Raw genomic sequence first — 24,380 nt, forward strand, 5'->3', positions numbered from 1 at the left:
AGAGGAACGGGCAGTGTACTGCGCGGCCGCGTTGGACGCGCCTTGGACACGCGTTGCACATTCTATTGCACGCTTCAGGCTCCCATCGCGGGATCGCTCACGCTGTCCCTGCCCGTTTCCACGCGGCCCGCGAAGCGCCGTATCACGCCGTTTTCGGCGCTTATCGTGAAGTCGTACCAGCCGCCGGAATCCGCGAGCGGCCAGTTCGACTGAACCTGTTCGCCGGCGCGCAACGCGTAATTCCAGGGGCCGTCGCCGCGGTACGCGTTGGCCGTCATGGTCACGCGCGAAGCCGTGCTTGCGCGATTGGCGATGCTCAGAACGAGCCCATTGGCCGCGGTGTCGTAACGCACGAGCACTTCCGGATTCGGCTCGTGCGCCGCCGCATGCACGTTGCCCTCGAACGCGCGATGAAAGCCGTTCGGCCCGAGCACCCATAGACGGTATGCGCCGTCGTCAGCGGCGGTGGGCGTCCACGTGTCGCGCAGTGTCTTGCCGGCCTCTACTGTGTAGCGGCGCGGCGTCCTGTCGAGATGAAGCTGGTCGTACACGTGAAATACCGCGCCGGCCTTTCCCTCGTTGCCGAACGTCAGTTCAATCTTGTGACCACGCCCTTCGACGCCCGCATCCACGTTGAGACGGTACGGCAGCGCGCGAGAAGGCCGCGTCTCGCGCGCCTGCTGCGGCGCGGTCTGCGTGTCGGGGTGCGGCGCAGGCACGGGCTTCAGGGTGCTCTGTTGCTTGTTTTGCGCATCGGCATCGGCTTTCGTGGGCGCGGAAAACGCGTGCACGAGATTTTCGTTCGGTGTGCTGAAGTTGAATGCCGAGGTGAGATCGCCGAATACCGCGCGCCGCCACGGTCCGATATTCGGCTCGCGCACGCCGAAGCGCTTTTCGATGAAGCGCAGCACCGATGTGTGATCGAAGACTTCGGAGTTCACATAGCCGCCCGTGCTCCACGGCGAGACGACGATCATCGGCACGCGCGGCCCGGGCCCGAACGGCAAGCCGTCCGGCGCGACCGGCTTGCTGTCGCCGGGCGGGTTCGGCATGGTGAAGTATTCGTGGCGCGTGCTGACGGTGGATTGGCCCGCATACTCTCCGTTGCCGACAGGCGAGGGCGGGCAAGGCGGCGGCATGTGATCGAAGAAGCAATCGTTCTCGTCGAAGTTCACGAAGAGCACGGTCTTGCTCCAGACTTCCGGGTTGCGCGTGAGCGCTTCGAGCAGTTTTTGCAGGTAATACGCGCCTTGACCTGGCGTCGAAACGTCGGGGTGTTCGGTATAGGCCTGCGGTGCGACGATCCAGCTTACCTGCGGCAACTGGTTCGCCGCGATGTCGTCGTTGAGCGCCTGCAGGAAGCCGCCGTCGGCCATCGTATTGCCGACGCCTTTATAGAGCGGCTCCCGCGCGTCGAGCGCCGGAGTCCACGGCACGTTGGGCGAGCCTTCGATTGCCTCGAGCGCCTTGCGATAGCTCGCGAACCCGACGAGCGGATTGTCCGTGTAATTGTCGGGCTGATTCTCGTACACCTTCCACGTCACTCCCGCGGCCTGCAAGCGCTCGGGATAGGTGGTCCATTTCAGGCCCGTGGCCGGTGCGCCGATGTTGTCCCAGCCGTTGTTGTCGACCACCGCAGACGGGCCGGCCGTGGGCCCGTTGGTGCCGGTGAACAGAAAGAGCCGGTTCGAGTTGGTGCCGCCGTGCAGCGAGCAATAGAAGGCGTCGCAGATCGTGAAGGCATTAGCGAGCGCGAAATGAAACGGCAGGTCGGACGCCTGAAAATAGCCCATCGACCCATCGCCCTTGAACTTCGGCCACTGTGTCATGCGGCCGTGGTCCCAGGCCTCGTGCGCGTCGGCCCAGGTGTGCGCGCCGCCCGCGAGCAATGCGTTTCCCTGGCGGCGGTCGAGGTGGAACGGCAGCAGCCTCCGGGAGCCGTCGCTCTGGTGCCATATCTTCGCGTCTTCGTCGCCGCCAGGCGGCAACGGTATCGTGATGCGGTCGGAAAAGCCCCGCACGCCGGGCAGCGTGCCGAAATAGTGATCGAACCCGCGGTTTTCCTGCATGAAAACGACGATATGCTGAACGTCCTCGATCGTGCCGGTTGCAGTGTTCGCGGGAATAGCCAGCGCCCGCTGGATAGCGGGCGAAACGAGGCTGAGCGTCGCGCCCGCGGCGGCGGCGCGAAGGAAATCACGGCGGTCCATCGAAGTCATGGTGTGTTCGCGTTTTTCTCGTTGTACTTGCGGGCACTAGCATGACACGTTGTGGCGCCGCCGCGGGCGCTCGATGAACCGCTGTCCAGCGAACGAACCCGCGTGTCAGAGCTTCACACCGCCGGCTTCCGGCGGTTCGCGACCCGGATCGTCGAGCGGCAGGCTCGTGGCGTCGTCGCCCCAATAGGGCTCGCGGCCATAGTACTGATACACGGAACTGGCCCACGTGCGATCGGCCATCGCGGGCCATGAGTCCTTGTCGAAGCCCGGGGCATTTTTCACGCGCTCGGAGTTGAGTGCGATCACGAAGCATTTGCGGGCGGCGTCGAGCGTGAGCGCATTCCACGGCACGGCCAACAGCTTGTCGCCAATGCCGAGAAAGCCGCCGCTCGACATCACCATATAGGCGATGCGGCCGCTTTCCACGTCGAGCATGATCTCCTTGACCTTGCCGACCTCGTCGCCGTCCGAGCTGTACACGCTGTCGCTTTCGAGCGTGCTGGCGGCCATCACGTCAGGGCCCGGGCCGTGCGCGCCAGAGCGGTCGCGGCCGACAATGCGGGCGCCGTCGCCGCTCGGCGGCATTGAACCGGGGGGAGTTTGCGAGTAGGCCATGCTGTTCTCCTTGTCCATGATGAAGCGGGGAAGATTTCAGAACGTGAACGTGCGACGGCGCGTGCTAACTGCGCGCAGCAATCAGCCGCTCTTGCCGCCGCCGTCCAGACCTGCGCCTTTGCGCCACACGTCCTTGCCTTGCTCCGAAAGTTCGCCGCTGCTGTGGGTGGCGTCGGGTTCGGTGCCGTGCACCGCCATATCGCCGCCCGGCGGCTGCGTGGCGCCCTTTTTCTCGCGCTTGCGTTGTGCTACGCGTTCGTCGTGCGAACGACCTGCGTATTCGCCCATTTCGACCTCCCTTGACTGTGCCCATCGCATGACGATGCGATGCGGCTTGAGGGTTCGATCCCAAGCCGGCCCGAAACAGGCCGGCCACACCGATTGATCAGCATGGGCCATGCCGGGCCGTCCACGCGCAGGTACTCGTCAGGATGCCGAATCATTAAAGGTCGATATCAGCAGACGATTTGCGCGCTCCCGTGCGCCCTATCAGCCGCTACACCGATGATGTAAATCGTTCATGCGGTGCATCAGTTTCACGCCTCTCAAGGCGTAGCGAGCCGGTGCAGGATGTCGAGGAGTTGCGAAACCGCGAAGGGCTTGCGGAGAAAACCCACGACGTCGGCGTCGGCGGGCGGGGTGACGAGCGCGGAGACGAGCACAAGCGGCACGCTCGCGAGCCTGCTGCTGCGCTTCATTTCGCGCATGAGGGAGAGGCCGTCCATGCGCGGCATCATGCAGTCGGAGATCACGACATCCGGAGGATCGTCGAGCGCGCTTTGCAGCGCATCCGAACCGTCCGAGGCGGTTCGCACCCGATACCCTTCCTGTCCGACCAGTTCCTTGAGCGCGGCGAGCGCGTTGGTGTCGTCGTCGACCAGTAATACGGTAGTCATACGTTTCTTGCGTGAGCGGCCCGGCCAATCGTGGCGGCCGTGCCTTTGTTCTTCGCGATTGCGTTGCGGGCCGAAGGTATCCGGCACTCCTTCCGGAGCACGCAATTTCCGTTCCCGCACCGAAAAGACGGGAGTGTATTCGGTTTCGTTCGTCATCGTTGCGGCGCCTCGCGCGGTTGAGCGGCGCGCAGTTGCGCCGCGACGATGAGCGCCGACACTTCGGGGAAGCTGCCAAACGCCTCGTCGGGCAGCTCGCGCAGCGCCTCGATCACATCGGGCGCCGCGGCGCGGCGCTCGGCGTTTTCGATCAGCGTGGCGGGGTGCGCCGGCCACGTGACGCATTCGAGCGCGTGCAGCACGCGCTCGCTCAGCGCCTCGGCGTTCCCGCGGGTTTGCGCAAGAGTGGCAGTTCGGGTGGCCTCGCAAGCGGAAGCAGGCTTCATCGGCTTCTCCTTCGAAGATCGCGAGTCCCTCCCGCAGGTGCCATTCCCGGCGTTTTCCTATGAGGATTCGAATCGACCCTCTATTCGAGATCGGGACCAACGATTTTCGGGCGCGATGCCGGAAGCTGAGGCGCCTGATTCCGGTTTCGTTGTGCTCGCAACAGGTAGGGTGTCTCGCGCGAACTATGCGTCGTGAATCAACGCTCGCGCCCTTTGGCGGCGCAACCGACACTCCGTGTCGAAACTCCATGCGCCACGCATAGTTGCGCACCGTGAAGGGCTTAACAGCGCTGTTTTTAAACGATAATTATCAATGGCGCGACTGACGTTGCGTGCAGCGTGAAGGCGCTTTCGCTGCACGACGTGCGGGGCCTGTGGTCTCTCGTGGCGCGCCAGAAAAAATTTTCGGGCGGGCGTTTCTTCCCTTGTAACCAGTGGCGATCACGCGATGCGGGATTCGTGCGGATATGAAGGCGCCTGCTCCCGGCGCCCCGCGCCCGCATTGGTTGTCGAATTCGCTCCGCTTTCAAGCGCGCTCTGGCGCCGCCGGCCTGGGCCGCTCATTCGCTCCCCGCCGCGCGCCGCGACTCACGCGCTCGCCAGTCATTGCATCACCCACATTCAAAAGTCCGCTGCCGGAACGCGCACGTTATGCCTCATCGCGCGTGCTGTTTCGCTGCGGGCACATTACGGCCTGCTTCCCGGCAACCATCCTGACCAGACGCGTCGTCTCCGGGAGCGGGCTTTAACCACAAGGAGCCTGAGATGAAAGTTGGCAGCAACTGGCGTAGCGCACATAACAACGACGCGGCATTGCCCGCATTCCTCGCAGCACGTGTCGATCGGTACTACACCGAGCGCGTGCAGGAAAGCTGGGCCGGGGGGCACATCATGAAGGGCCGTGTGGCCGATGCCGATGCCTTGCACCTTTCGAGCAACGATTACCTTTCGATTGCGCGCCACCCCGAGATTCTCGATGCGATGTGCATGAGCATCCGCTCGGAGGGCAACGGGCTTTTGATGTCGGGTGTTTTCCTGCACGGCGACGACTGCCCGCAACTCGCGCTCGAAGACCGCTTCGCGTCGTACATGGGTGCCGAAGCGAGCGTGCTGTGCCAGTCGGGTTTTGCCGCCAACACGGGGTTGATCCAGTCGATCGCCAATGCGCAGACGCCGGTGTACGTCGACATGATGGCGCATATGTCGCTGTGGGAAGGCATACGCAGCGCCGGCGCGCGCGCGATCAGCTTCTTCCACAACGATGTCGATCACCTCGAGCAGCGCATTCAACGCTACGGGGCAGGTATCGTGATCGTCGATTCCGTCTACAGCACCAATGGCAGCGTGGCGCCGCTCGCGGCGATCGCCGAAGTGTGCGCCGAACACGACTGCGTGCTGGTCGTCGACGAGTCGCATTCGCTCGGCACGCACGGGCCGCATGGCGCGGGCATGGTGGCCGAACTCGGGCTCGTCGACCGCGTGCATTTCCGTACCGCGAGTCTGGCGAAGGCGTTTGCGGGGCGCGCGGGCATCATCAGTTGTTCGCGGCGCTTCCAGGAGTATTTCAAGTGCGAGGCGCTCCCCGCCATTTTCAGTTCGACGCTGCTGCCGCACGAAACGGCGGGTCTCGCGGCCACGCTCGATGTGATCGAGCGCGAAGACTGGCGACGCACGCGCGTCGCGGCCAACGCGCGTTACGTGCGCGGCCGGCTCGCCGAACTCGGCTACAACCTGAACGGCAGCGAAACGCAGATCATCGCGCTCGAAGCCGGGCCGGAGCCGCAGACCATCGTTTTGCGCGACGCGCTCGAAGCGCGCGGCATTTTCGGTTCGGTGTTCTGTGCGCCCGCCACGGCGCAGAACCGCTCGCTCGTACGGCTTTCGCTCAATGCGGCGCTGTGCGAGGAAGAACTGGAACGGCTCGTGGATGTGTGCGCCGAGATTCGCGACGAGGTGCAGATGTGGAACTGGCCGTCTACGCGTCGCAACGAGCGCCATGCGGGCCGCGCGCGCGCGCGTGTGCCGCAGGCGGTGGTGAATATGCCGATGGTGGCGGTGGCGGCTTGAAGGGGCGTGGGATGGAGCGGCGGTGAGGGGGCACCCGATTTACGGCTTGCGGAAAACCTCACGCAAATCCACCGTAAATCAGGGTGAATCCCACGCCGCCTGGATCTCGCGGTCAAGCTGGTCGAGATGCTGGTCGTAGGGCAGCACGTTGTCGAGCGCGAGCCCCGCCGGCTTCTTCACTACTGCGTAGAGATAGCGGCGGTCGCCATGAAATTCGGATGCGGGGTGCATATAGGGCTGCCATTCCGCGCACTGCGCCGGGTAGTAGCCTTCCGTTCGCCAGAAATAGGGCAAGCTGCGGCGGCTGTCCAGCTCGGCGAGGAAGCTTGCGGGCGCACCTTGTTCGACGGCGATTTCGCGCACGCCGCGCAGCGATTCGTCGGTGTGAATGACGAGCAGATAAGCGGTGCCGACACCGTCGAACATCAGGAGTCCGTGCGGTTGGTACGAAAGATAATGCTCGACAATGCCCAATGAATCGGCAATGCCTTTCACGTGCGCCGCGAGCGCGTGATCCTTGAGAAATGCGTATTCGGAAACGGAGAGCGCGTCGAGCACCGTACCGCAGCAGCGGTCGAAATATGCGCGCTGCATGTCGCCGATCGCCTGATTCAGCGTTTCCACCGCGTCGACTTCATGCTTGCGGATGAAGCGGTCGATCAGCCCTTCGTTGAAGCTTTTTACGGCCACGTGCTCGTCCGCTTTGCCCGTCAGCACGATTTTCCTGATCGACGGATCGGTAATGCGGCGGCAAAACTCCATGCCGTTGAGTTCGGGCATGTCGTAATCGACCACCACGACCGAAACCGATTCGAAGCGCGCCGCGTTATGTACGAGACTGCGTATCGCATCGACGCGCATGGCGATGACCTGGTGCGCATCGTTTTCTTCGGTGCGGTCCAGATAGGGGCTGAAGATCGGTTCCGAGGCGCGGTCCGAACCGGAGCGGCCATTGAGAAACTTCAGCGCCTCGCCGGGCGAACTGAACAGGCGGAAGGCCAGGTCGGGGTCGAGTTGCAGGCTCAGGTTCGAAAGGAACGCGGCGCTGTCGTCGACGAATGCGACGGTGGTCGGATAGGAGAACGGCTGAATGGCTTTCGTCATGGCGCAGGGAATGTCAAAACGAACTCGGTGTATTCGCCTTTTACGGAAGAGCAGGTAATTGCTCCACCCATCGCTTGCATGACATCGCGGCAGAATGCCAGCCCGATTCCTGCTCCGAGCGTCACGTCATCGGTGGCGGTTGTCGAAGTATAAAAGCGCGTGAAGATGTGCGGCAATACCTCCGGGGAAATACCGGTGCCTGTGTCGCTGAAAATCAAACGATTGGCCCGTTGCCCCGATTCAAGACGAATCGAAATCTGCGCGTCTTCGATGCTGCCCATATGCCGGAAGGCATTTTTCAGCAGATTGAAGAGCACGTGGACGGTCAGCATTTCAGATCCGTGGAATTCGAAATCGGGGCGCAGATTGCAGATTACCCGACGCCGGTCGCCTTCGCGAAACGGAAAACGCGCGAGCGCGGTTTCCACGCAATGGACGATCGAACACGTCGTTGCGTTTTGCATGTTGCCGCCCGTGAAGCGCGCCGTGGCGAGCAGCATGTCGATGATCGCGTTCGAATGCAGCGCTTCCTGTTCGATGCGGCCCACCACGCCTTGCAGCGAATGCAGATGCGCCACGCGTATTTTGGGCACGGTCAAGCGGCTGCGCTGCGCGAGTTGATAGGTGTCGAGCAGCGCGGGCAAATAACGCATCAGGCCGGCCGCGCCCACGCGTATCGCCACGAGCGGCGTACGCAATTCATGCGCCACGCTGCCCGCCGTGGCGAGCATCGCGCGCTCCTGTTCGATCTGAATGCGGTCCTGGTCGTAGTTGGCCAGCGCGCCAATGGCCACGGCAAACGAAAAAATCGCCAGATGGGTGAGGTAATTCGGCCCGAGCACGATGGGGTACGTGGTGAGGCAGTACGCGATCACCGCGAGGCTGATGCCCACGAGAAACTGCAGCACGAGCATGAGCCAGTCGAGTAGCAACACCATCACGAACGCCGCGATCAGCGCGCTCTCCACCCACACTTCGTTGCCGTTGTTCTTGAGCAGCATGAACGTGAAAAAGAACGGCAATGCGTAGAGTGTGCAGAAGTACCAGTACCACGGCAGCAGTTTTTTCAGCGCGGCGGGCCAGCGCTCGAACGCCAGAATCGGCAGGAACAGCAGCGAGCCGATCAGGCGCAGCGTGAGATTTTCGTACGGCTGCGGAAAGAGGTCTTTCCAGACGTAGTAGTAAAGCGGAAAGCCCACGCCCGCCACGACGGCGAGCGGGCGCATGCGCCGCTTCACGTATTGCAGGTTGCGCAGCGCGGGCGCGAAGGCGTGCACGAAGCGCGGACGCATCGACGCCCAGGCTCGCCTCAGTCGCACCGAGGTTCTTGAAACGTTCATCAGGATGGAATCGCTCATCGTTCTGGCCGGCGCGCGCGGTTCGCGCCGGTCTTCTTGCGTCTCGCTTTTCTGGTTCCCCGGAGTGCGGCTTTCCTGCCGTGGGGCTCGGCTGGTCGGACCCCGCCGCCACCCGGCAAAGAAAGACAATATCACCAAAGGATTGCGGCGATGAGGCGTGTTTGGGCGCGCGCTGCGTTCGCGCAGGAGTGCTATGCGCAGTGCATCGATTCGCCCCTCTTTGAGCGTATTCGAGAGGCGCTATGCGCAGCCTTTAGCCCTCGGGCTTGCGTTGCGCGGAAATGAACTGCTCGATGGCGTCGTCGAGCGGCTGCGGCGCGTCGCGATGGGGAGAATGGCCGCCCCGCGCGAGCGCGTGGACGCGCGCATGGGGCACGGCTGCGCCAATCGCCTCGACCTGCGCCATGGTGCCGTAGTGGTCGTCTACGGCCTGAACGGCAAGCAGCGGCGCGCGAATGGACGCCAGATCGCCGACGATGTTCCAGGCCCGGAAGGCGGGATCGAGCCAGATGTCGTTCCAGCCGTAGAACGCGGAATCGACGTCGTCGTGATAGCGCGCGAGTTTTTCGCGCAGTCGGGTCGTTTCGTACGCAACCTTCGCCTCGCCGATGCTTTCGACAGAAATATCTTCGACGAACACGTGCGGCGCAATCGCCACCGCGCCCGCGAGTGCCGCGGGAAAAGCGGCGGCATAGAGCAGGGCGATGGACCCGCCGTCGCTATGGCCGATCAACCACATGCGCGCGCGTTCGGCGGGGCTTACATCGAGTGCATCGAGCAGCCCGGGCAGCACGTCGCACGCCTGCCCGACCATGAAATCGACGGGCCATTTCACGCCGGGCGCGCGCGGCGTGGAGCGCCCATAACCGGGACGCGAATAAACGAGCCCGCGCATGCCGAGGCGCTCGCAAAGCGCGGCGGGCCAGTCCTTCCACATCGCGATCGAGCCGAGCCCCTCGTGCAGGAACACGGCGAGCGGCGCGTCGCTGGCGGCGTTGCCGATCCAGCGGTATTCGATGCGCAGCGCATCGTGCGTGGCGGTGGCGGGCAAATCGGCAAATTCGCTTTCGTTCATGGTGGCGATCATTCTCGTGACTGAAACTGCTGACGCAGCCGGAAACGCTGGATTTTACCGGTCGCCGTTTTCGGCAGATCGTCCACGAAAAGAATGTCACGCGGATACTTGTGCGGCGCGAGGCGCGTTTTGACGAACGCCTTTAATTGCCGGGCCAATACGTCGTGCGAAGTTTCGGCCGCCGCCTGCTTGAGGACGACGAACGCGCAGGTCTTCACGAGCCCGCCCTGATCCACGCCGATCACGGCCGCTTCGAGCACCGCGTCGTGCTGCATGAGCACCATTTCCACTTCGATGGGCGAAACGTACTGGCCGCTCACCTTGAGCATGTCGTCGCTGCGGCCCGCATAGACGTAAGCGCCGCCCGGAAGGCGCCGGTACTTGTCGCCGCTTCTCACCCAGTCGCCGAGGAAGGTTGCGCGCGACTTCTCGCGATTGCACCAGTACATCACGGCCGCGCTCGGGCCGCGAATGAAGAGGTCGCCGATTTCGCCGTCGGCCACGGGCGCGCCGGTCTCGTCGCGCAGTTCGATTTCGTAGCCGGGCACGGGGTGCCCCGTGGTGCCGTACTCGACCGCGCCCGGCCGGTTCGAGAGGAAGATGTGCAGCATTTCCGTGGAACCCAGTCCGTCGAGAATGTCGCTGCCGAAGTGCGCCCTGAAGCGCTCGCCAAGTTCGCGCGGCAGCGCTTCGCCGGCGGACGTGCACACGCGCAACGCGACGTCGGCGCGTGCGGGCAGATCGGGCGAAGCCATCATGCTCGCGTAGAGCGTGGGCACGCCGTAGAACACCGTGGGCCGATGCTGCACGAGGCGCGCGAATACGGCGTTCGCGGTGGGGCGCTCGGCCATCAGGATCGTGGTCGCGCCTACCGAGAGCGGAAACGAAAGGCCGTTGCCGAGGCCATAAGCGAAGAACAGCTTGGCCGCCGAAAACACGATGTCGCTCTCGAGTATGCCGAGAATGGGCTTCGCGTAGGTTTCGACGGTCCAGTAGAGATTGGCGTGCGTATGCACTGTGCCTTTGGGTTTGCCCGTCGATCCCGAGGAATAGAGCCAGAACGCGATGTCGTCGCAGCCCGTTCGCGCGGCGCGCGGGGCGGGCTCGGCGCGCGCGATCAGATCGGCGAGAACGTGTTGCGGTTCATGCGAAGGTGATCCGGAAGCAGGCCGGGAAACGATTAGATGGCAGTCCTCACATTGTGCCTCGGCCAGTGCCGCGCTCACGGCGGGCAGCACGGCGCCCGACGCGATCGCCACGCGCGCGCGGCTGTGCGTGAGCATATAGATGTAGTCAGCGGGCGTAAGCAGCGTATTGACGACCACGGGAACGATGCCGGCAAAGAGCGCGCCGAGAAACGCAATGGGCAACTCGACGGTGTCGAGCATCACGAGCAGCACGCGTTCTTCGGCGTGAACGCCGAGCGCGCGCATGGCGGACGCGAAGCGGCGCGCCTGCGCTTCGAGTTCGCCGTAATTCAGCGCAAGGGTGTCGTCGATATAAGCGGTCTTGGCGGCGCGCGCGGCATTGAGCGAGAACAGGTGCGCGGCGAAATTGAATTGCGCGGGCGGCGGCACCGCCGCGGCGTGTACTGGCGAGACTGCCGGGTTTTGCACGATGTTGTCTCCGCTCTGTCTGCCTCGACAGGATTTGTCGTCGACCGACCTTTTCGCGGAAAATTAGCGGTTAGCAAAATGCATGTCAAGCACTATAGTACATAAACGCAGTTTCCGAGATTGCCAGAGATGAAGCAAACTTACATTGCCGAGCTTCCCGCGGAGGCCGCCGACGACCCCGCGCGCGGCGAGCGCGCCGAACGCGATCCGTTCCTGACCGCCATGGGCGAGCGCGTGCGCATGCTGCGCGCGCGGCGCGGCATGACGCGCAAGACGCTGGCGGCGGAAACCGGGCTTTCGGAGCGGCATCTGGCGAATCTCGAATCCGGGGTGGGGAATGCATCCGTGCTGGTATTGCGGCAGATCGCGAACACGCTGAACTGCCCGCTCGCGGAGGTGATCGGCGACGTCACGACCTCGTCGGCGGAATGGCTCCTGATCCGCGAGTTGCTCCAGGGGCGCGACCCGGCTTCGTTGCAGCGCGCGCGCGTGGCGCTTTCGGAGATGTTTTCGCAAGCTCACGCCGATCCGCATCGCAACGAGCGCATCGCGCTCATCGGCCTGCGCGGCGCGGGCAAGTCGACGCTCGGGCGCATGCTCGCGCAGGAAATGAAGGTGCCGTTCGTCGAACTGACGCGCGTGATCGAACAACTGGCGGGTTGTCCGCCCTCGGAGATTCACTCGCTGTATGGCGCGAGCGCTTACCGCCGCTACGAGCACCGGGCGCTGGAGGCCGTGGTGGCGGAGCACCCGCGCGCCGTGATCGCCTCGCCGGGCGGTCTCGTTTCCGAGGCCGCCACCTTCAACGTGCTGCTCGCACACTGCTTCACGGTCTGGCTGCAGGCGGCGCCCGAGGAACACATGCGCCGCGTCGTGGCGCAGGGCGACCTGCGCCCCATGTCGGGCAATGCCGGCAACAGCGAGGCGATGGACGACCTCAAACGCATTCTGGCCGGGCGCAGCGAACTGTATGGCCGTGCCGACATGACGTTCGACACCAGCGAAAAAACGCTCGCCGACGCTTATCTGCAACTGCGCGATCGCCTCGCCGCGCGGCTGGCGGCCGAGGCGCCTGGCGTGGAGTAACCGGAGCGGGTTACCCAGGGTTTTACCCGTTGCATGCATTAAAATGCATTAACACGCTTTACATGGGTATTCCATTGCACTATCGTTCAGTGAAACGAAGTGCAAAGGAGACGCTCATGGCCGAAACCGCCGTCGCCCCGCAGCGGGTCGATTACCGTACCGAACCCTCGCAATACCGGCACTGGAAGCTGACGTTCGACGGCGCGGTCGCGACGCTCGGCATGGATATCGCCGAGGACGGCGGCATTCGCGACGGCTACAAGCTGAAGCTGAATTCGTACGACCTTGGCGTCGATATCGAACTGCACGACGCGCTCCAGCGCGTCCGCTTCGAGCATCCGGAAGTGCGCACGGTCGTGCTGACGAGCCTGAAGGACCGCGTGTTCTGCTCGGGCGCCAACATCTTCATGCTCGGCCTTTCCACGCACGCGTGGAAGGTCAACTTCTGCAAGTTCACCAACGAAACGCGCAACGGCATGGAAGATTCGTCGCGCCATTCGGGCCTGAAATTCATTGCCGCCGTGAATGGCGCCTGTGCCGGCGGCGGCTACGAACTGGCGCTCGCCTGCGACGAGATCATGCTCGTGGACGACCGGTCCTCATCGGTCGCGCTGCCGGAAGTGCCGCTGCTCGGTGTGCTGCCGGGCACGGGTGGGCTCACGCGCCTCACCGACAAACGCAAGGTGCGCCACGACCGCGCCGACATTTTCTGCACCGTGGTGGAAGGCATTCGCGGCGAGCGCGCGAAAGCGTGGCGTCTCGTGGATGACGTCGTGAAGCCGAACCGGTTCGGCCAGGCCGTGCAGGCGCGCGCGCTCGAACTGGCGGCCGCGAGCGATCGCCCGGCGAGTGCGAAGGGCGTTGCGCTCACGCGCATCGAGCGCGTGGAGCACGAGCATGGCCTGAGCTATGCAACCGTCGATATCGCGATCGATCGCGCGAAGCGCACCGCGACACTCACGGCGAAAGCGCCCGCCACCGCGCCTGCTTCGGACATCGAAGCAATTATGCAAGCCGGCGCCTCGTGGTGGCCGCTGCAGTTCGCGCGCGAGCTGGACGACGCCATTCTCTGCCTGCGCACGAACGAACTCGATATCGGCACGTGGATCCTCAAGACCCAAGGCGACGCGCGCACCGTGCTCGCCGCCGACGCCGCACTGCTCGCGCACCGCGACCACTGGTTCGTGCGCGAGACCATCGGCATGCTGCGCCGCACGCTGGCGCGCATCGACGTTTCTTCGCGTTCGCTGTTCGCGCTGATCGAGCCGGGTTCGTGTTTTGCCGGCACTTTCGCCGAACTCGCCTTTGCTGCGGACCGTTCCTACATGGCCGCGCTGCCCGCGAACGAAGACGAAGAACCGGCCATCACGCTTTCGGAAGCGAATTTCGGCCTCTATCCAATGGTGACGCACCAGTCGCGTCTCGCGCGGCGATTTTATGAGGAAACCGAACCACTCGACGCCGTGCGCGCGAAAACAGGCGCAGCCGTCAAGCCGGTCGAGGCCGAGCGTCTGGGTCTCGTGACGGCCTCGCCCGACGACATCGACTGGGCCGACGAAATCCGCCTGGCGCTGGAGGAGCGCGCGGTCATGTCGCCCGACGCGCTCACGGGCCTCGAAGCGAACCTGCGCTTCAACGGCCCGGAGACGATGGAAACGCGTATTTTCGGGCGACTTTCCGCGTGGCAGAACTGGATCTTCAACCGTCCCAACGCCGTGGGCGAGAAGGGCGCGCTCAAGGTGTACGGCAAGGGCAGCAAGGCGCAATTCGACGTTGCCCGCGTTTGATATCCGTATCCGCCGAAGCCGAACATGCCGCAAGGAACCCAAATGTCCACGATCAATTACAGCGAAAAGATTCCGAACAACGTCAATCTCGCCGACGACCGCGCGTTGCAGCGCGCTCTCGAACAGTGGCAGCCCAACTTCCTCTCGTGGTGGGGCGATATGGGTCCGGACGGTTCGCACGGCTACGACGTTTATCTGCGCACGGCGGTGAGCGTCGACGCGGGCGGCTGGGCGCACTTCGATCACGTGAAGATGCCCGACTATCGCTGGGGCATCTTCCTCACGCCCGGCGATGCGGATCGCAAGATCCATTTCGGCGCGCACAAGGGTGAGGCCGCATGGCAGGACGTGCCGGGCGAGCATCGCGCGAACCTGCGCCGCATCATCGTCACGCAGGGCGACACGGAGCCCGCTTCCGTCGAGCAGCAGCGCCATCTCGGCCTCACCGCGCCCTCCATGTACGACCTGCGCAACCTGTTCCAGGTGAACGTGGAGGAAGGGCGGCACCTTTGGGCGATGGTGTATCTGCTGCATCGCTATTTCGGCCGCGACGGTCGTGAGGAAGCCGAAGCATTGCTGGAGCGCCGCTCGGGCGACGACGACAACCCGCGCATTCTCGGCGCGTTCAATGAGAAGACGCCCGACTGGCTGGCGTTCTTCATGTTCACGTATTTCACCGACCGCGACGGCAAGTTCCAGCTTTCGGCGCTTTCCGAATCCGGCTTCGACCCGCTCGCGCGCACGACGAAGTTCATGCTGACCGAGGAAGCGCATCACATGTTCGTCGGCGAATCGGGTATCTCGCGGGTCGTGCAACGTACCGCGCAGATCATGAACGAACTCAGGACCGACGACGTGAACCGCCTGCGCGCCGCGGGAGTGATCGACCTCGAAACGATCCAGCGCTACCTGAATTTTCATTACTCGGTGACGATCGACCTGTTCGGCGCCGATCATTCGTCGAATGCCGCGACTTTCTATAGTTCAGGCTTGAAGGGCCGCTATGAAGAAACGAAGCGCGACGACGACCACCAGCTCGAAGGCCGGCAATATCGTCTGCTCGACGTGCAGGAAGGCAAGCTCGTCGAGCGCGAAGTGCCGATGCTCAATGCGATGAACGAAGTGCTGCGCGACGACTACATCAAGGACTCGATTGCGGGCGTGAATCGCTGGAACAAGGTGCTGGAAAAGGCCGGCATCGATGGCCGTCTCACGGTGCCGCACAAGGCGTTCAATCGTCAGATCGGCACCTTTGCGGGCGTGCGCGTGTCGCCGGACGGCCGCGTGATCGGCGAGGCCGAATGGGCCGCGAACGAAGCGAAATGGCTGCCCACGGCGGAAGACCGCGCCTACGTGGCCTCGCTGATGGGCCGCGTGATCGAGCCGGGCAAGTTCGCCAACTGGATCGCGCCGCCGGCCATGGGCATCAACCGGCAGCCAATTGACTTTGAATACGTGCGCTTTAACTGAGCGGAGCGGCGGCGCGTAGGAGCGAATTCGCGCGCCGCGGTGGGAGACAATCATGAACGGTCCGCTACCCGTGGAAATTCTCAGGCAACACCTGATCGATCCGGAAATCTGCATACGCTGCAATACGTGCGAGGAAACGTGTCCCATCGACGCGATCACGCACGACGGCACCAACTATGTCGTGAAGGGCGATGTCTGCAACGCGTGCATGGCCTGCGTGCCGCCATGCCCGACTGGCGCGATCGACAACTGGCGCAACGTGCTCAAGGCCGAGGCGTACAGCATTGACGAGCAATTCACGTGGGACGAACTGCCCGCGCAGAATCCAACGGTGGGCGCGCCGGTTGTCGCACAGGAATCGGGCGATGGGATCAACGACGCGCAAGCGGCGCCGAGTGCGGCCGATGCGCCCGTCGGCGGCTCCGACATGGTGCGCGGCTCGATCGTGCCGCCATGGTCGGCGGCGCGCCCCTATGTCCAGCTATACACGCACAAGGCGCCCACCACGGCGACGGTGGTCGGCAACTATCGCCTCACTGACGACGCCACCGAAAGCGACATCCATCATATCGTGCTCGACTTCGGCGCCATGCCGTTCCCGGTGCTGGAGGGCCAGTCGATCGGCATCTTGCCGCCGGGCGCGACCATGGAAGGACGCGCCCATCATGCGCGCCAGTATTCGATTGCGAGCCCGCGCGACGGCGAGCGCCCCGGCTACAACAACGTTTCGCTCACGGTGAAGCGCGTGACGCGCGATCACAGCGGCAACGCCACCGACGGCGTTTGCTCGAACTATCTGTGCGATCTGAAGAAGGGCGAAGTCGTGACCGTGATCGGGCCATTCGGCAATACGTTCCTGATGCCGAATCATCCGAATTCGCATTTGCTGATGATCTGCACGGGCACGGGTTCCGCGCCCATGCGCGCGATGACCGAATATCGCCGCCGCCGCAGGCTCAAAGGCGCGACCGGCAAGCTCATGCTTTTTTTCGGCGCACGCACGCAGCAGGAATTACCCTACTTCGGACCCCTGATGAATCTGCCGAAGGATTTCATCGACACGAACCTGGCCTTTTCGCGCACGCCGGGCGAGCCGAGGCGCTATGTTCAGGACGCCATGCGCGAGCGCGCCGTGGACGTCGCTCAACTGCTTAAGGACGGCAACACGCACGTGTACGTTTGCGGCCTGAAGGGCATGGAAGACGGCGTGCTGCAGGCGCTTCAGGAGATCGCCGAGAAGCACGGCGTGGGCTGGGAGGCGCTGTGGGATCGCCTCAAGCGGGAAGGGCGGCTGCATCTCGAGACGTATTGAACGCCTGTTGAAACCGATGCCATCCGCCGCTTCCGCGTGGTTGACTAGATCGCCGAGCGCGCCTTGTCCTCGATGAGACGCACCAGCGTTTGCAGCATGCGATTCGCAGGCGTGGGCACGCCGAGCGCCACGCCGCGTTTCACGACATAGCCGTTGAGGTGATCGATTTCGCTGAGCTTGCCGCGCGCGAGATCTTGCGCCGTGGACGAGTATTGGCCCGGCATGGTCTGCGCGATGCGTGGCACCGCGCTGTCGATGTCCGGCGGCAGCGTCACGCCGTCGGCCCGCGCAACCGCCACGCATTCGCCGACGATGTCGTGCATCGTCTCGCTCACGCCCGCGCCCTTCACGAGGCGCCCATAGGGCAATTGCGTGATCGCGGAGAGTGCGTTGTACGCGCAATTCACGATCAGCTTGGCCCAGAGCGCGCCGCGCACGTTGGGCGAGATTTCCGTGGGCACGCCCGCCTCGATGAGCGCGCGCGCGGCGGCGTCGCTCGCGCGCGAAGGTTCGATCACCAGTTCGCCGCGGCCGTGATGGCGCACGTGGCCCGGCCCCGCCATTTCAGTGGCCACGTAGACCACGGCGGCCGCTACGTCTTGCGGGATCACGCTGCGCAGACGCTCCGCATTATCGGCGCCGTTCTGCAGCGTGAGCACGAGCGTATCGGCGCGCAGATGCGACTGGATCGCGGCGCCCGCGCTTTCGGTGTCGGTGGACTTCACGCAGAACAGCACGAGGTCCGCGCCCGCGACCGCCGAGGCGTTGGTGCTCGCCGTGAGATGCGGCGCGCCGATGCGTTCGTCGAACTGCTGGGCTTCGAGGCGCAGCCCGTCGCGCGTAATAGCCTCGACATGCTGGGGCCGGCCGATCAGGACCACATCGTGTCCCGCGCGCGCGAGCATGCCGCCGTAAAAGCAGCCTACCGCGCCTGCGCCCATGACGGCGACTTTCATTTGCGTTTCTCCTGTGTGGCGTACCTATTCCGTTGTCCTTGCCAGTTAGCGGCGTCGTTCAGCGCAGCTCGAAGCCGAGCGCGTTAAGCGCGTCGCGCAGACGGTCGCGGCCGTGCAGCGATTCTCGGCTGCGCCAGCGCGCGAGCGAGCGAGCCGTCCAGCCGGCGGCGCCCAATCCCTGGGCGGTCTGGAAGCCGCCCATTACTTCGTCATACTGAGCAATGGCTCCCACTTGCGAAGCCGCATCGTATTGTTCGCGATGGAGCACGACCTCTTGCGGCAAGCGCGGCTTCACATCGGCGGGGCGCGTTTCGTCGGGATATCCCACGCACAGGCCGAACACGGGCATAACGCGCGGCGGCAGGCCCAGTTCCGCGGCGACCTGTTCAGGCTGATTGCGGATGCCGCCGATATACACGGCGCTCATGCCGAGCGATTCGAGCGCGACCACGGCGTTTTGCGCGGCGAGGGCCGCATCGATCATGCCGACGACCAGCGTCTCCATGTAGTGCAGACCTTCGACGCTCGCGCCACTGCGCCCGCCCGCTGCTTCGAGCCGCGAGAGGTCCGCGAGCCACACGAGAAAGAGCGGTGCGGCGCGAACGTGCGACTGCCCGCCCGCAAGCTCGGCGAGGCGCGCGCGGCGCTCGGGATTCTCGATGGCGACCACGCTCCACGTTTGCAGATTCGACGAGGTCGAGGCCGATTGCGCGGCGGCGATCAGCGTTTCGAGCGTGCCTTCCGGCAGCGGACGGTCCGCGTAATTGCGCACGGAGCGGTGCGCGAGCAGCGTGTCGAGCGTATCGTTCCAGGCCGGCAGCGGCGCGGACCACGGCGTGCCGTAGCGCGTTTCGAGGGCGCGCATGGCATCGGCAATATCGGCGGCGGGTTGTGCGGGCGTGGTGACGGTAGACATCGGTTTTCTTCTCCGGCAAATGACGTTGTATCGGGCCGCGCTGAAATTCGGGGCGCCAGGCGCCGTATGGTACATGGGTCGGGCGATTGGCGCAGGGCGGCCATCGACGGAGCCCCGAGGCGCGCCAGCAGAGTTCGCGCGTGACCGGTATCATCTGAGCCTGCGCGTTCCCCTGCTTTCGGCAGCGTTGTCTGCCCCTTCTTTCGCGAGGCCGTCCCATGTCCGTTGATTCTCCGAATGCGTCGCCGGTCTGGTTCGTGACCGGCTGTTCGACCGGCTTTGGCCGCGAGCTTGCCCGCGCCGTGCTCGCGCGCGGCTGGCGCTGCGTAGCCACGGCGCGCGACAAGGCGGCGCTCGACGATCTCGCGCCCGATGCCGGCGATCGCTTGCTGCCCGTTTCGCTCGACGTGATCGACGCCGCGCAGATCGACGCTGCCGTCGCGGCCGCCCAGAAGCAGTTCGGCGCGATCGACGTGCTCGTCAACAACGCGGGCTACGGCTATCAGAGTTCGATCGAAGAGGGCGAGGAGCACGAGATTCGCGCGCAGTTCGATGCCAACGCATTCGGTCTGTTCGCGCTCACGCGCGCGGTGCTGCCGGGCATGCGCGCGCGCCGCAAGGGCCACGTCATCAACATTACGTCGGTAGCGGGACTCGCGGGTTTTCCGGGCTCGGGTTACTACGCGGCCTCGAAACATGCCGTCGAAGGATTCTCCGATGCGCTGCTGGCGGAAGTCGGCCCGCTCGGCATCAAGGTGACCTGCGTGGAGCCGGGGCCGTTTCGCACGGACTGGGCGGGCCGCTCGCTCGTGCAAACGCCGAACCATATCGACGACTACGCAGAAACGGCGGGCGCGCGCATGAAGCGCACGGCGCAAGGCAGCGGGCAACAACCGGGCGATCCGGCGCGCGCGGCGCAGGCGATGATACGCATCGCTGAAACGGAAAAGCCGCCGCGCCATCTCGTGCTCGGCGCGTTCGGCGTGGATGCGGTGGCGAACCGCTTGCGCGCGGCGCTGGCCGATATCGAGGCGTGGCGCGAACTGAGCCTTGGCACGGACTATCCGGCCGGGAGCTGAGCCGGCGGCTCACGCCGTCGCGATCATCAACGTGCCGGTTGCCACCAGCGCCCCGCGCCAGAGCCAGTCGAAGTTGATCCAGCCGCGCCGCAGCACGCCAAGGCCGAGATACTCGTAGGCGAGCAGCGCGATCGCGGCAGTGGTGGCGAGCGTCGTGAGCGTATGCAGCGCGGTGAACGCGAGTGAAAGCGCAAGCGGGTTCGCAACGCTCGCCGCGCCGCTTGCGCCACCGCACAGCGGCAGCAGGGCGGGCATCAGCATGAGTCCCGCGCCGTGCATCGTGGCCATCAACGCCGACCATGCCGCGAGCCCGGCGAACCCCACGGTCATGCCCACGCGCGCGCGGTGCCGGTGCCCATACGCGTGCTGCCACGCTGCCCAAGCGATCAGCAGCGCGCCCAGCCCCCAGTGCAGCGCCGCACCCGGCAGATGCGCGCCTAGCGCCGCCGTGGAACTCGTGAACAACAGAATCGAAGCCGCATGGCCGAGCGCGATAGGCGGCAACGCGAGCAGCAGCGCCGCGCGGCTGCCGCGCTGCAAGCCGAGCGCGGTCGCGAAGAGCCAACCCATCGCCGGGTTCACGCCGTGAAAGACGCCGCTGCCCACCACGGCCGCCCAGGCGCCCCAGTGCACGCCGAAGACTTCCTCCATACGACGCTCCGCGCTTATGGATAGCAGTACGAATCAGACGAGCAATCGCCGCCTTCGAGCCGTATCTGATGCGGCCGGTGCGACTTCGGCCATTCGACGAAGAAGCGCTCGTCGAATTCGAGGCCGCCTTCGGGCGCGGCGTCGAGTTTCACCATCCAGCCGTCGATGCCTTCGGGATAGAACTGCGGGTCGATGGCGCCATACAGCGAGTTGCTGAAATACACGCGCCGGCCGTCGCGGCTCACTTCCACCATTTGCGGGCCGCCGTTCAGCGCCCGTTCGGGCGCGAGAGGATGCGCCGCGCGCGCGGCAATGCCGCCGATGCGTACGCAGCCCGTCAAGCGCGCATTCTCCGGGTCCGACACATCGTACTGGCGCAGGTCGCCCGTTCCCCAGCACGCCACATAGAGGAAGCGATCGTCGAGCGAGAGCGCGATGTCGGTGACGAGCGGCGGCACGGCCGCAAAACCCTTGAGCAGGGGCGGCAGATGCTCGGGATCGGCCGGCTCGGCGGGAATTTCGATGATCTTGCGCGCGGCCCACTGGTCGCCGTCGAGATACCACTGCCAGATCGAGGCCGAGAGGTCCTTCAGGCTGATGACGGAATTCACGAAACCATAGGGCCGCGTGGGGTTGTGCGCGGGGCGCAGTTCGAACACGAGCTGGTTTTCCGCGCCGAAATCGAGCACCTGTTTGTGCTGGCGCGTGTGCAGGTCCCAGAAGTGCAGGCGATGCCCGTACTGTCCGCCGAGCAGGACTTCGGGCACGAGACCGTTCTCGAAGGTCGCGGGCAGGCCCCATTCGCTCGTCACGAGCGTGTCGTAGCCAAGGTGCCACCAGCCGTCGTAGGCAAGCTGTTGCGGACCGCGGTCGATCTCCCACTGGCCGAGAATGTCGAAGCTCTCGTGATCCATCAGGAAAACGCCGCCCGGCGCCTCGCCCTGCGCGTTCGCAAGCGAGGTCACATAAATGCCGTCCGGTCCGCAATGCACGGTGTGGGGGCGCGTGTAGCCCGCGCGCTGCGCCACGGTTTCGGGTTCGTGCACGCGCGCGATGTGCGGTTGGCGTGCGTCGGGCTTCGTGTCGACAATGTGAATGCGCGAGGAGCGCAGGCCGGGCACGATGAGATAGCGGCGCTCCGAATGCGCGTGCGGGGCGTTGGGGCACAGGCACGAACTACAGGCATTCCAGCCGAAGTGATGGAGTTCGTCGCCGACGTTGGGCATCGCGAGCCGGTGCACGATGCGTCCGAAGTCCGGCGAGCGCGGGTCCAGATCGACCACGTCGAGCGAATCGGGTACGCTGCGCGTGGGGTCGAAGCTGGCGACGTACGCCAGGGTTTCCGGCGGGGCGTCGCCTGCCATGCGCGCGGACGGGTAGAAGGTCGGGTCTGGTTGCCAGGTCGCCATTGCTGCCCCCTCAAACGAAGATATTCGGAAGATTCGCAACAGCCCCTATCATGCATCAGAGCGAAACAGTGCGTTGCACAGATGCTCCATATTCCATCTGGATAGAAGCTTATGCATTGCAGCAATGAAGCGATTATCTGCGCAACGAGAATAGTCAATTCGCTTTTGCAGCATTTATTCGCAAGGCTAACGTTCCTAGACTTGTACTCAACGGATGCAGACAAGCAACTGCGCCGATTCGATCAAGTTACTGGAGGTGAGTCATGAGAACGCTAATCAAGGCCGTTGCGATTGCTGCCGTGCTTGCAGCGCCGGCCATTTCATTCGCGCAGTCGCAAGGCGGCAATGGTCCTGTCACGCGTGCGCAGGTACGCGGTGAGCTGGTGCAACTCGAAGCCGCAGGTTATCGTCCTTCTGTAAACGATCTGTATTACCCCGACGATCTGCAACGCGCCCAGGCGCGCGTGCACGCGCAGGACGGCGGCGGATACGGACCGGCCACGAGCGGCTCCTCGCAAAGCGGCTCGCGTACCGATGGCGCGGTGAGCAGCTATTCGCCGCCCGTGTATAACGCGCATTGAGGTGATCGACCGCAGTATGAATCCGCTTTGTGCCGCACAGTGAATATCAGCCCGCGATGGCGCGAAAGCGCCGCGCGGGCTGAATCATTTTCCGCTTGCTCGCGTTTCGCGCTCGCCAATCCATGCCCGTGTGGATTCGAGGATTTCATTCGATAGCGCGGGATCGTCGCTCAGCCGCGCAAGCACGACCGCGCCCACCATGGCGGCCCAGCCGCCTATCGCAGCCCGGCGCGCCGCCGCGGCGCCGGCGCCATTCGCGCCCCCGCTCAAGCGCTCGATTTGACGCTCCAGGCCTGCCGTCATGACGGCGCGCGCCTCGGGCGTTTGCCGCGCCGTTTCCGTAGCGAGCGCGGCAGTCGGGCAGCCGCCCGCGACATTGTCCCGATGCTGGGCGGACAGATAGCGCGAAGCATAGCGCGCCAGATCGGAATCGCCGCTTTCGCCCTGCGCGAAGACGTGGGCGAGCGTTTGCGCGATCAACTCGTCCTTCGACTTGAAATAGCCGTAAAACCCGCCGTGCGTGAGCCCCGCGGCGTTCATCACGTCGGCGACGGTCACCGCATCGTAGCCGTGCTCGCGAAAGAGCCGGCCAGCGGCTTCCAGAATCTGCTGGCGGTTTAACTCCACCTGTTCGCGACTGACCCGCATGGTTCTCTCCGTTTTCCTTCCATCGACGCTTGACATTATACATGTTGATCATCATGATTCCGTTTACATGACGTTCATCATGTAAACGGAATTCTCAAGGAGAAGTGTCGATGTCTGCTAAACCTGTTGTCCTGATCACTGGCGCGTCCACGGGCATCGGCGCCGTGTACGCCGACCGCTTTGCGAAGCGCGGGCATGACCTCGTGCTGGTAGCGCGCGATCGCGCCCGTATGGAAGCGCTCGCCGCGCGCCTGCGCGAGCGCGATGGCGTCAACGTGGAAATCGTTCGCGCCGATCTGGCCTCGCATGCCGACCTCGCGCTGCTGGAAACGCGCCTTGCCGAAGACGAACGAATCGGAGTGCTGATCAATAACGCGGGTGCGAGCCTGCCGGGCACGTTCGTCGAGCAGGCGCCGCACGCCGTGGGCGGCCTCGTCGATCTGAACGTCACGGCGGTTGCGCGCCTCGCGTCGGCCGTGGCGCCCCGTTTCGCGCGCCAGGGCAACGGGGCGATTGTGAATGTCGCGTCGGTCATCGGGCTTGCGCCTGAGTTTCGTTCGAGCGTGTACGGCGCGACGAAAGCATTCGTGCTGTACTTTTCGCAGGCGCTGAATCTCGAACTCGGCGGCAGCGGCGTGTACGTACAGGCCGTCGTGCCGGGCGCCACCCGTACCGAAATCTGGGAGCGCTCGGGCAGGGACGTGAACGCATTGGCGGCCGTGATGGAAGTGGACGACCTCGTCGACGCGGCGCTCGTGGGCTATGACCGGCGCGAGACGGTGACGATTCCGCCGCTGCCCGATGCGCAGCAATGGGACGCTTACGAAACCGCGCGGTTAGCGATGTTTGCGAACTTTGGCCAGTCCCAGCCCGCGGCGCGGTATCGCGAAGCCACATAGTTCGACGCTTAGCCCGGCGTATTGCGAGCGGCATCTGGCCGCTCGCGTTTTTATTCTGCCTTTACCTCGCATTTTTCCGGCTCGCGTCCGTGAGCCCGGTTGGCGTATTCCCGCAGTCCTCGTTTGCCCGGACCCATCTGCAAATTCAGCGATTTCCGATATCGCCCATTGCCGGGTCGCGGCATGCTGCCGC

The 24,380-nt window shown here is 64.5% G+C and carries 22 protein-coding genes; 8 read left to right on the forward strand and 14 right to left on the reverse strand.

The genetic code is table 11. The annotated features are described in order from the left end of the window. Positions 1 to 74 precede the first annotated feature (74 nt). From U5768_RS10770 to U5768_RS10790, 5 genes are all read right to left on the reverse strand, one after another. Entirely contained in the window at positions 75 to 2,219 is a 2,145-nt protein-coding gene (locus tag U5768_RS10770; protein WP_322030366.1) for a phosphocholine-specific phospholipase C, read from the reverse strand. A 105-nt stretch (positions 2,220 to 2,324) separates the two neighbouring features. Then, positions 2,325 to 2,834, reverse strand: coding sequence for a PRC-barrel domain-containing protein (locus tag U5768_RS10775; RefSeq protein ID WP_322030367.1), 510 nt, complete (start codon positions 2,832 to 2,834; stop codon positions 2,325 to 2,327). Positions 2,835 to 2,915: 81 nt separating this feature from the next. Next, the gene (locus tag U5768_RS10780; RefSeq protein ID WP_322030368.1) at positions 2,916 to 3,122 is read right to left on the reverse strand and encodes a hypothetical protein; all 207 of its coding nucleotides are present in this window, start codon (positions 3,120 to 3,122) and stop codon (positions 2,916 to 2,918) included. 257 nt (positions 3,123 to 3,379) lie between these two features. Continuing rightward, the gene (locus tag U5768_RS10785; RefSeq protein ID WP_322030369.1) at positions 3,380 to 3,730 is read right to left on the reverse strand and encodes a response regulator; all 351 of its coding nucleotides are present in this window, start codon (positions 3,728 to 3,730) and stop codon (positions 3,380 to 3,382) included. A 152-nt stretch (positions 3,731 to 3,882) separates the two neighbouring features. Then, positions 3,883 to 4,173 carry a DUF2795 domain-containing protein gene (locus U5768_RS10790; protein WP_322030370.1) on the reverse strand — a complete coding sequence of 97 codons (291 nt, stop codon included), beginning with the start codon at positions 4,171 to 4,173 and terminating at the stop codon, positions 3,883 to 3,885. Between the two features lie 765 nt (positions 4,174 to 4,938). On the opposite strand from U5768_RS10790, the gene cqsA reads away from it, so the two are divergent. Beyond that, a complete protein-coding gene (gene cqsA, locus U5768_RS10795; RefSeq protein WP_322030371.1) occupies positions 4,939 to 6,240 on the forward strand; it encodes an alpha-hydroxyketone-type quorum-sensing autoinducer synthase in 1,302 nt (433 codons plus the stop codon). Between the two features lie 78 nt (positions 6,241 to 6,318). Here the strand turns inward: cqsA and U5768_RS10800 are convergent, their stop codons facing one another. From U5768_RS10800 to U5768_RS10815, 4 genes are all read right to left on the reverse strand, one after another. After that, positions 6,319 to 7,344, reverse strand: coding sequence for a response regulator (locus U5768_RS10800; RefSeq protein WP_322030372.1), 1,026 nt, complete (start codon positions 7,342 to 7,344; stop codon positions 6,319 to 6,321). Continuing rightward, positions 7,341 to 8,702 (reverse strand): HAMP domain-containing sensor histidine kinase, encoded by a 1,362-nt coding sequence (locus U5768_RS10805; protein ID WP_322030373.1) that lies wholly within the window; start codon positions 8,700 to 8,702, stop codon positions 7,341 to 7,343. Before U5768_RS10805 ends, U5768_RS10800 begins: the two co-directional genes overlap by 4 nt. Before the next feature lie 253 nt (positions 8,703 to 8,955). Further along, positions 8,956 to 9,777 (reverse strand): alpha/beta hydrolase, encoded by an 822-nt coding sequence (locus tag U5768_RS10810; protein ID WP_322030374.1) that lies wholly within the window; start codon positions 9,775 to 9,777, stop codon positions 8,956 to 8,958. 8 nt (positions 9,778 to 9,785) lie between these two features. Further along, entirely contained in the window at positions 9,786 to 11,393 is a 1,608-nt protein-coding gene (locus tag U5768_RS10815) for a benzoate-CoA ligase family protein (protein WP_322030375.1), read from the reverse strand. Positions 11,394 to 11,522: 129 nt separating this feature from the next. Between U5768_RS10815 and U5768_RS10820 the strand changes: the two genes are divergently transcribed. From U5768_RS10820 to boxA, 4 genes are all read left to right on the forward strand, one after another. Continuing rightward, a complete protein-coding gene (locus U5768_RS10820) occupies positions 11,523 to 12,479 on the forward strand; it encodes a helix-turn-helix transcriptional regulator (protein ID WP_322030376.1) in 957 nt (318 codons plus the stop codon). Positions 12,480 to 12,595: 116 nt separating this feature from the next. Continuing rightward, complete coding sequence (gene boxC / locus U5768_RS10825; protein WP_322030377.1) at positions 12,596 to 14,266, forward strand: 2,3-epoxybenzoyl-CoA dihydrolase; 1,671 nt, start codon at positions 12,596 to 12,598, stop codon at positions 14,264 to 14,266. Positions 14,267 to 14,308: 42 nt separating this feature from the next. Continuing rightward, positions 14,309 to 15,736: a benzoyl-CoA 2,3-epoxidase subunit BoxB gene (gene boxB, locus U5768_RS10830; RefSeq protein ID WP_322030378.1), complete on the forward strand. Its 1,428-nt coding sequence runs from the start codon at positions 14,309 to 14,311 to the stop codon at positions 15,734 to 15,736. Between the two features lie 52 nt (positions 15,737 to 15,788). Continuing rightward, entirely contained in the window at positions 15,789 to 17,048 is a 1,260-nt protein-coding gene (boxA, locus tag U5768_RS10835) for a benzoyl-CoA 2,3-epoxidase subunit BoxA (RefSeq protein ID WP_322030379.1), read from the forward strand. A gap of 44 nt (positions 17,049 to 17,092) precedes the next feature. Here the strand turns inward: boxA and U5768_RS10840 are convergent, their stop codons facing one another. Together U5768_RS10840 and U5768_RS10845 are read right to left on the reverse strand one after the other, a co-directional pair. Next, positions 17,093 to 18,004: a 2-dehydropantoate 2-reductase gene (locus U5768_RS10840; RefSeq protein WP_322030380.1), complete on the reverse strand. Its 912-nt coding sequence runs from the start codon at positions 18,002 to 18,004 to the stop codon at positions 17,093 to 17,095. A 58-nt stretch (positions 18,005 to 18,062) separates the two neighbouring features. Further along, positions 18,063 to 18,920, reverse strand: a complete 858-nt coding sequence (locus tag U5768_RS10845; RefSeq protein ID WP_322030381.1) for an NADPH-dependent oxidoreductase — start codon at positions 18,918 to 18,920, stop codon at positions 18,063 to 18,065. A gap of 218 nt (positions 18,921 to 19,138) precedes the next feature. Between U5768_RS10845 and U5768_RS10850 the strand changes: the two genes are divergently transcribed. Beyond that, positions 19,139 to 19,999, forward strand: coding sequence for an oxidoreductase (locus U5768_RS10850; RefSeq protein WP_322030382.1), 861 nt, complete (start codon positions 19,139 to 19,141; stop codon positions 19,997 to 19,999). A 9-nt stretch (positions 20,000 to 20,008) separates the two neighbouring features. Here the strand turns inward: U5768_RS10850 and U5768_RS10855 are convergent, their stop codons facing one another. Both U5768_RS10855 and U5768_RS10860 read right to left on the reverse strand, forming a co-directional pair. Then, positions 20,009 to 20,650 carry a hypothetical protein gene (locus tag U5768_RS10855; protein ID WP_322030383.1) on the reverse strand — a complete coding sequence of 214 codons (642 nt, stop codon included), beginning with the start codon at positions 20,648 to 20,650 and terminating at the stop codon, positions 20,009 to 20,011. A 14-nt stretch (positions 20,651 to 20,664) separates the two neighbouring features. Continuing rightward, positions 20,665 to 22,059: a selenium-binding family protein gene (locus U5768_RS10860; protein WP_322030384.1), complete on the reverse strand. Its 1,395-nt coding sequence runs from the start codon at positions 22,057 to 22,059 to the stop codon at positions 20,665 to 20,667. 263 nt (positions 22,060 to 22,322) lie between these two features. On the opposite strand from U5768_RS10860, the gene U5768_RS10865 reads away from it, so the two are divergent. Next, positions 22,323 to 22,640 carry a DUF4148 domain-containing protein gene (locus U5768_RS10865; RefSeq protein ID WP_322030385.1) on the forward strand — a complete coding sequence of 106 codons (318 nt, stop codon included), beginning with the start codon at positions 22,323 to 22,325 and terminating at the stop codon, positions 22,638 to 22,640. 84 nt (positions 22,641 to 22,724) lie between these two features. Here the strand turns inward: U5768_RS10865 and U5768_RS10870 are convergent, their stop codons facing one another. Beyond that, on the reverse strand, positions 22,725 to 23,288 hold the full coding sequence (locus U5768_RS10870; RefSeq protein ID WP_322030386.1) for a TetR/AcrR family transcriptional regulator: 564 nt from the start codon (positions 23,286 to 23,288) through the stop codon (positions 22,725 to 22,727). Between the two features lie 110 nt (positions 23,289 to 23,398). Between U5768_RS10870 and U5768_RS10875 the strand changes: the two genes are divergently transcribed. Beyond that, positions 23,399 to 24,187 carry an SDR family oxidoreductase gene (locus tag U5768_RS10875; RefSeq protein ID WP_322030387.1) on the forward strand — a complete coding sequence of 263 codons (789 nt, stop codon included), beginning with the start codon at positions 23,399 to 23,401 and terminating at the stop codon, positions 24,185 to 24,187. Positions 24,188 to 24,380 lie beyond the last annotated feature (193 nt).

This window comes from Paraburkholderia sp. J76 (genome assembly GCF_905220295.1).
Lineage (GTDB): Bacteria > Pseudomonadota > Gammaproteobacteria > Burkholderiales > Burkholderiaceae > Paraburkholderia.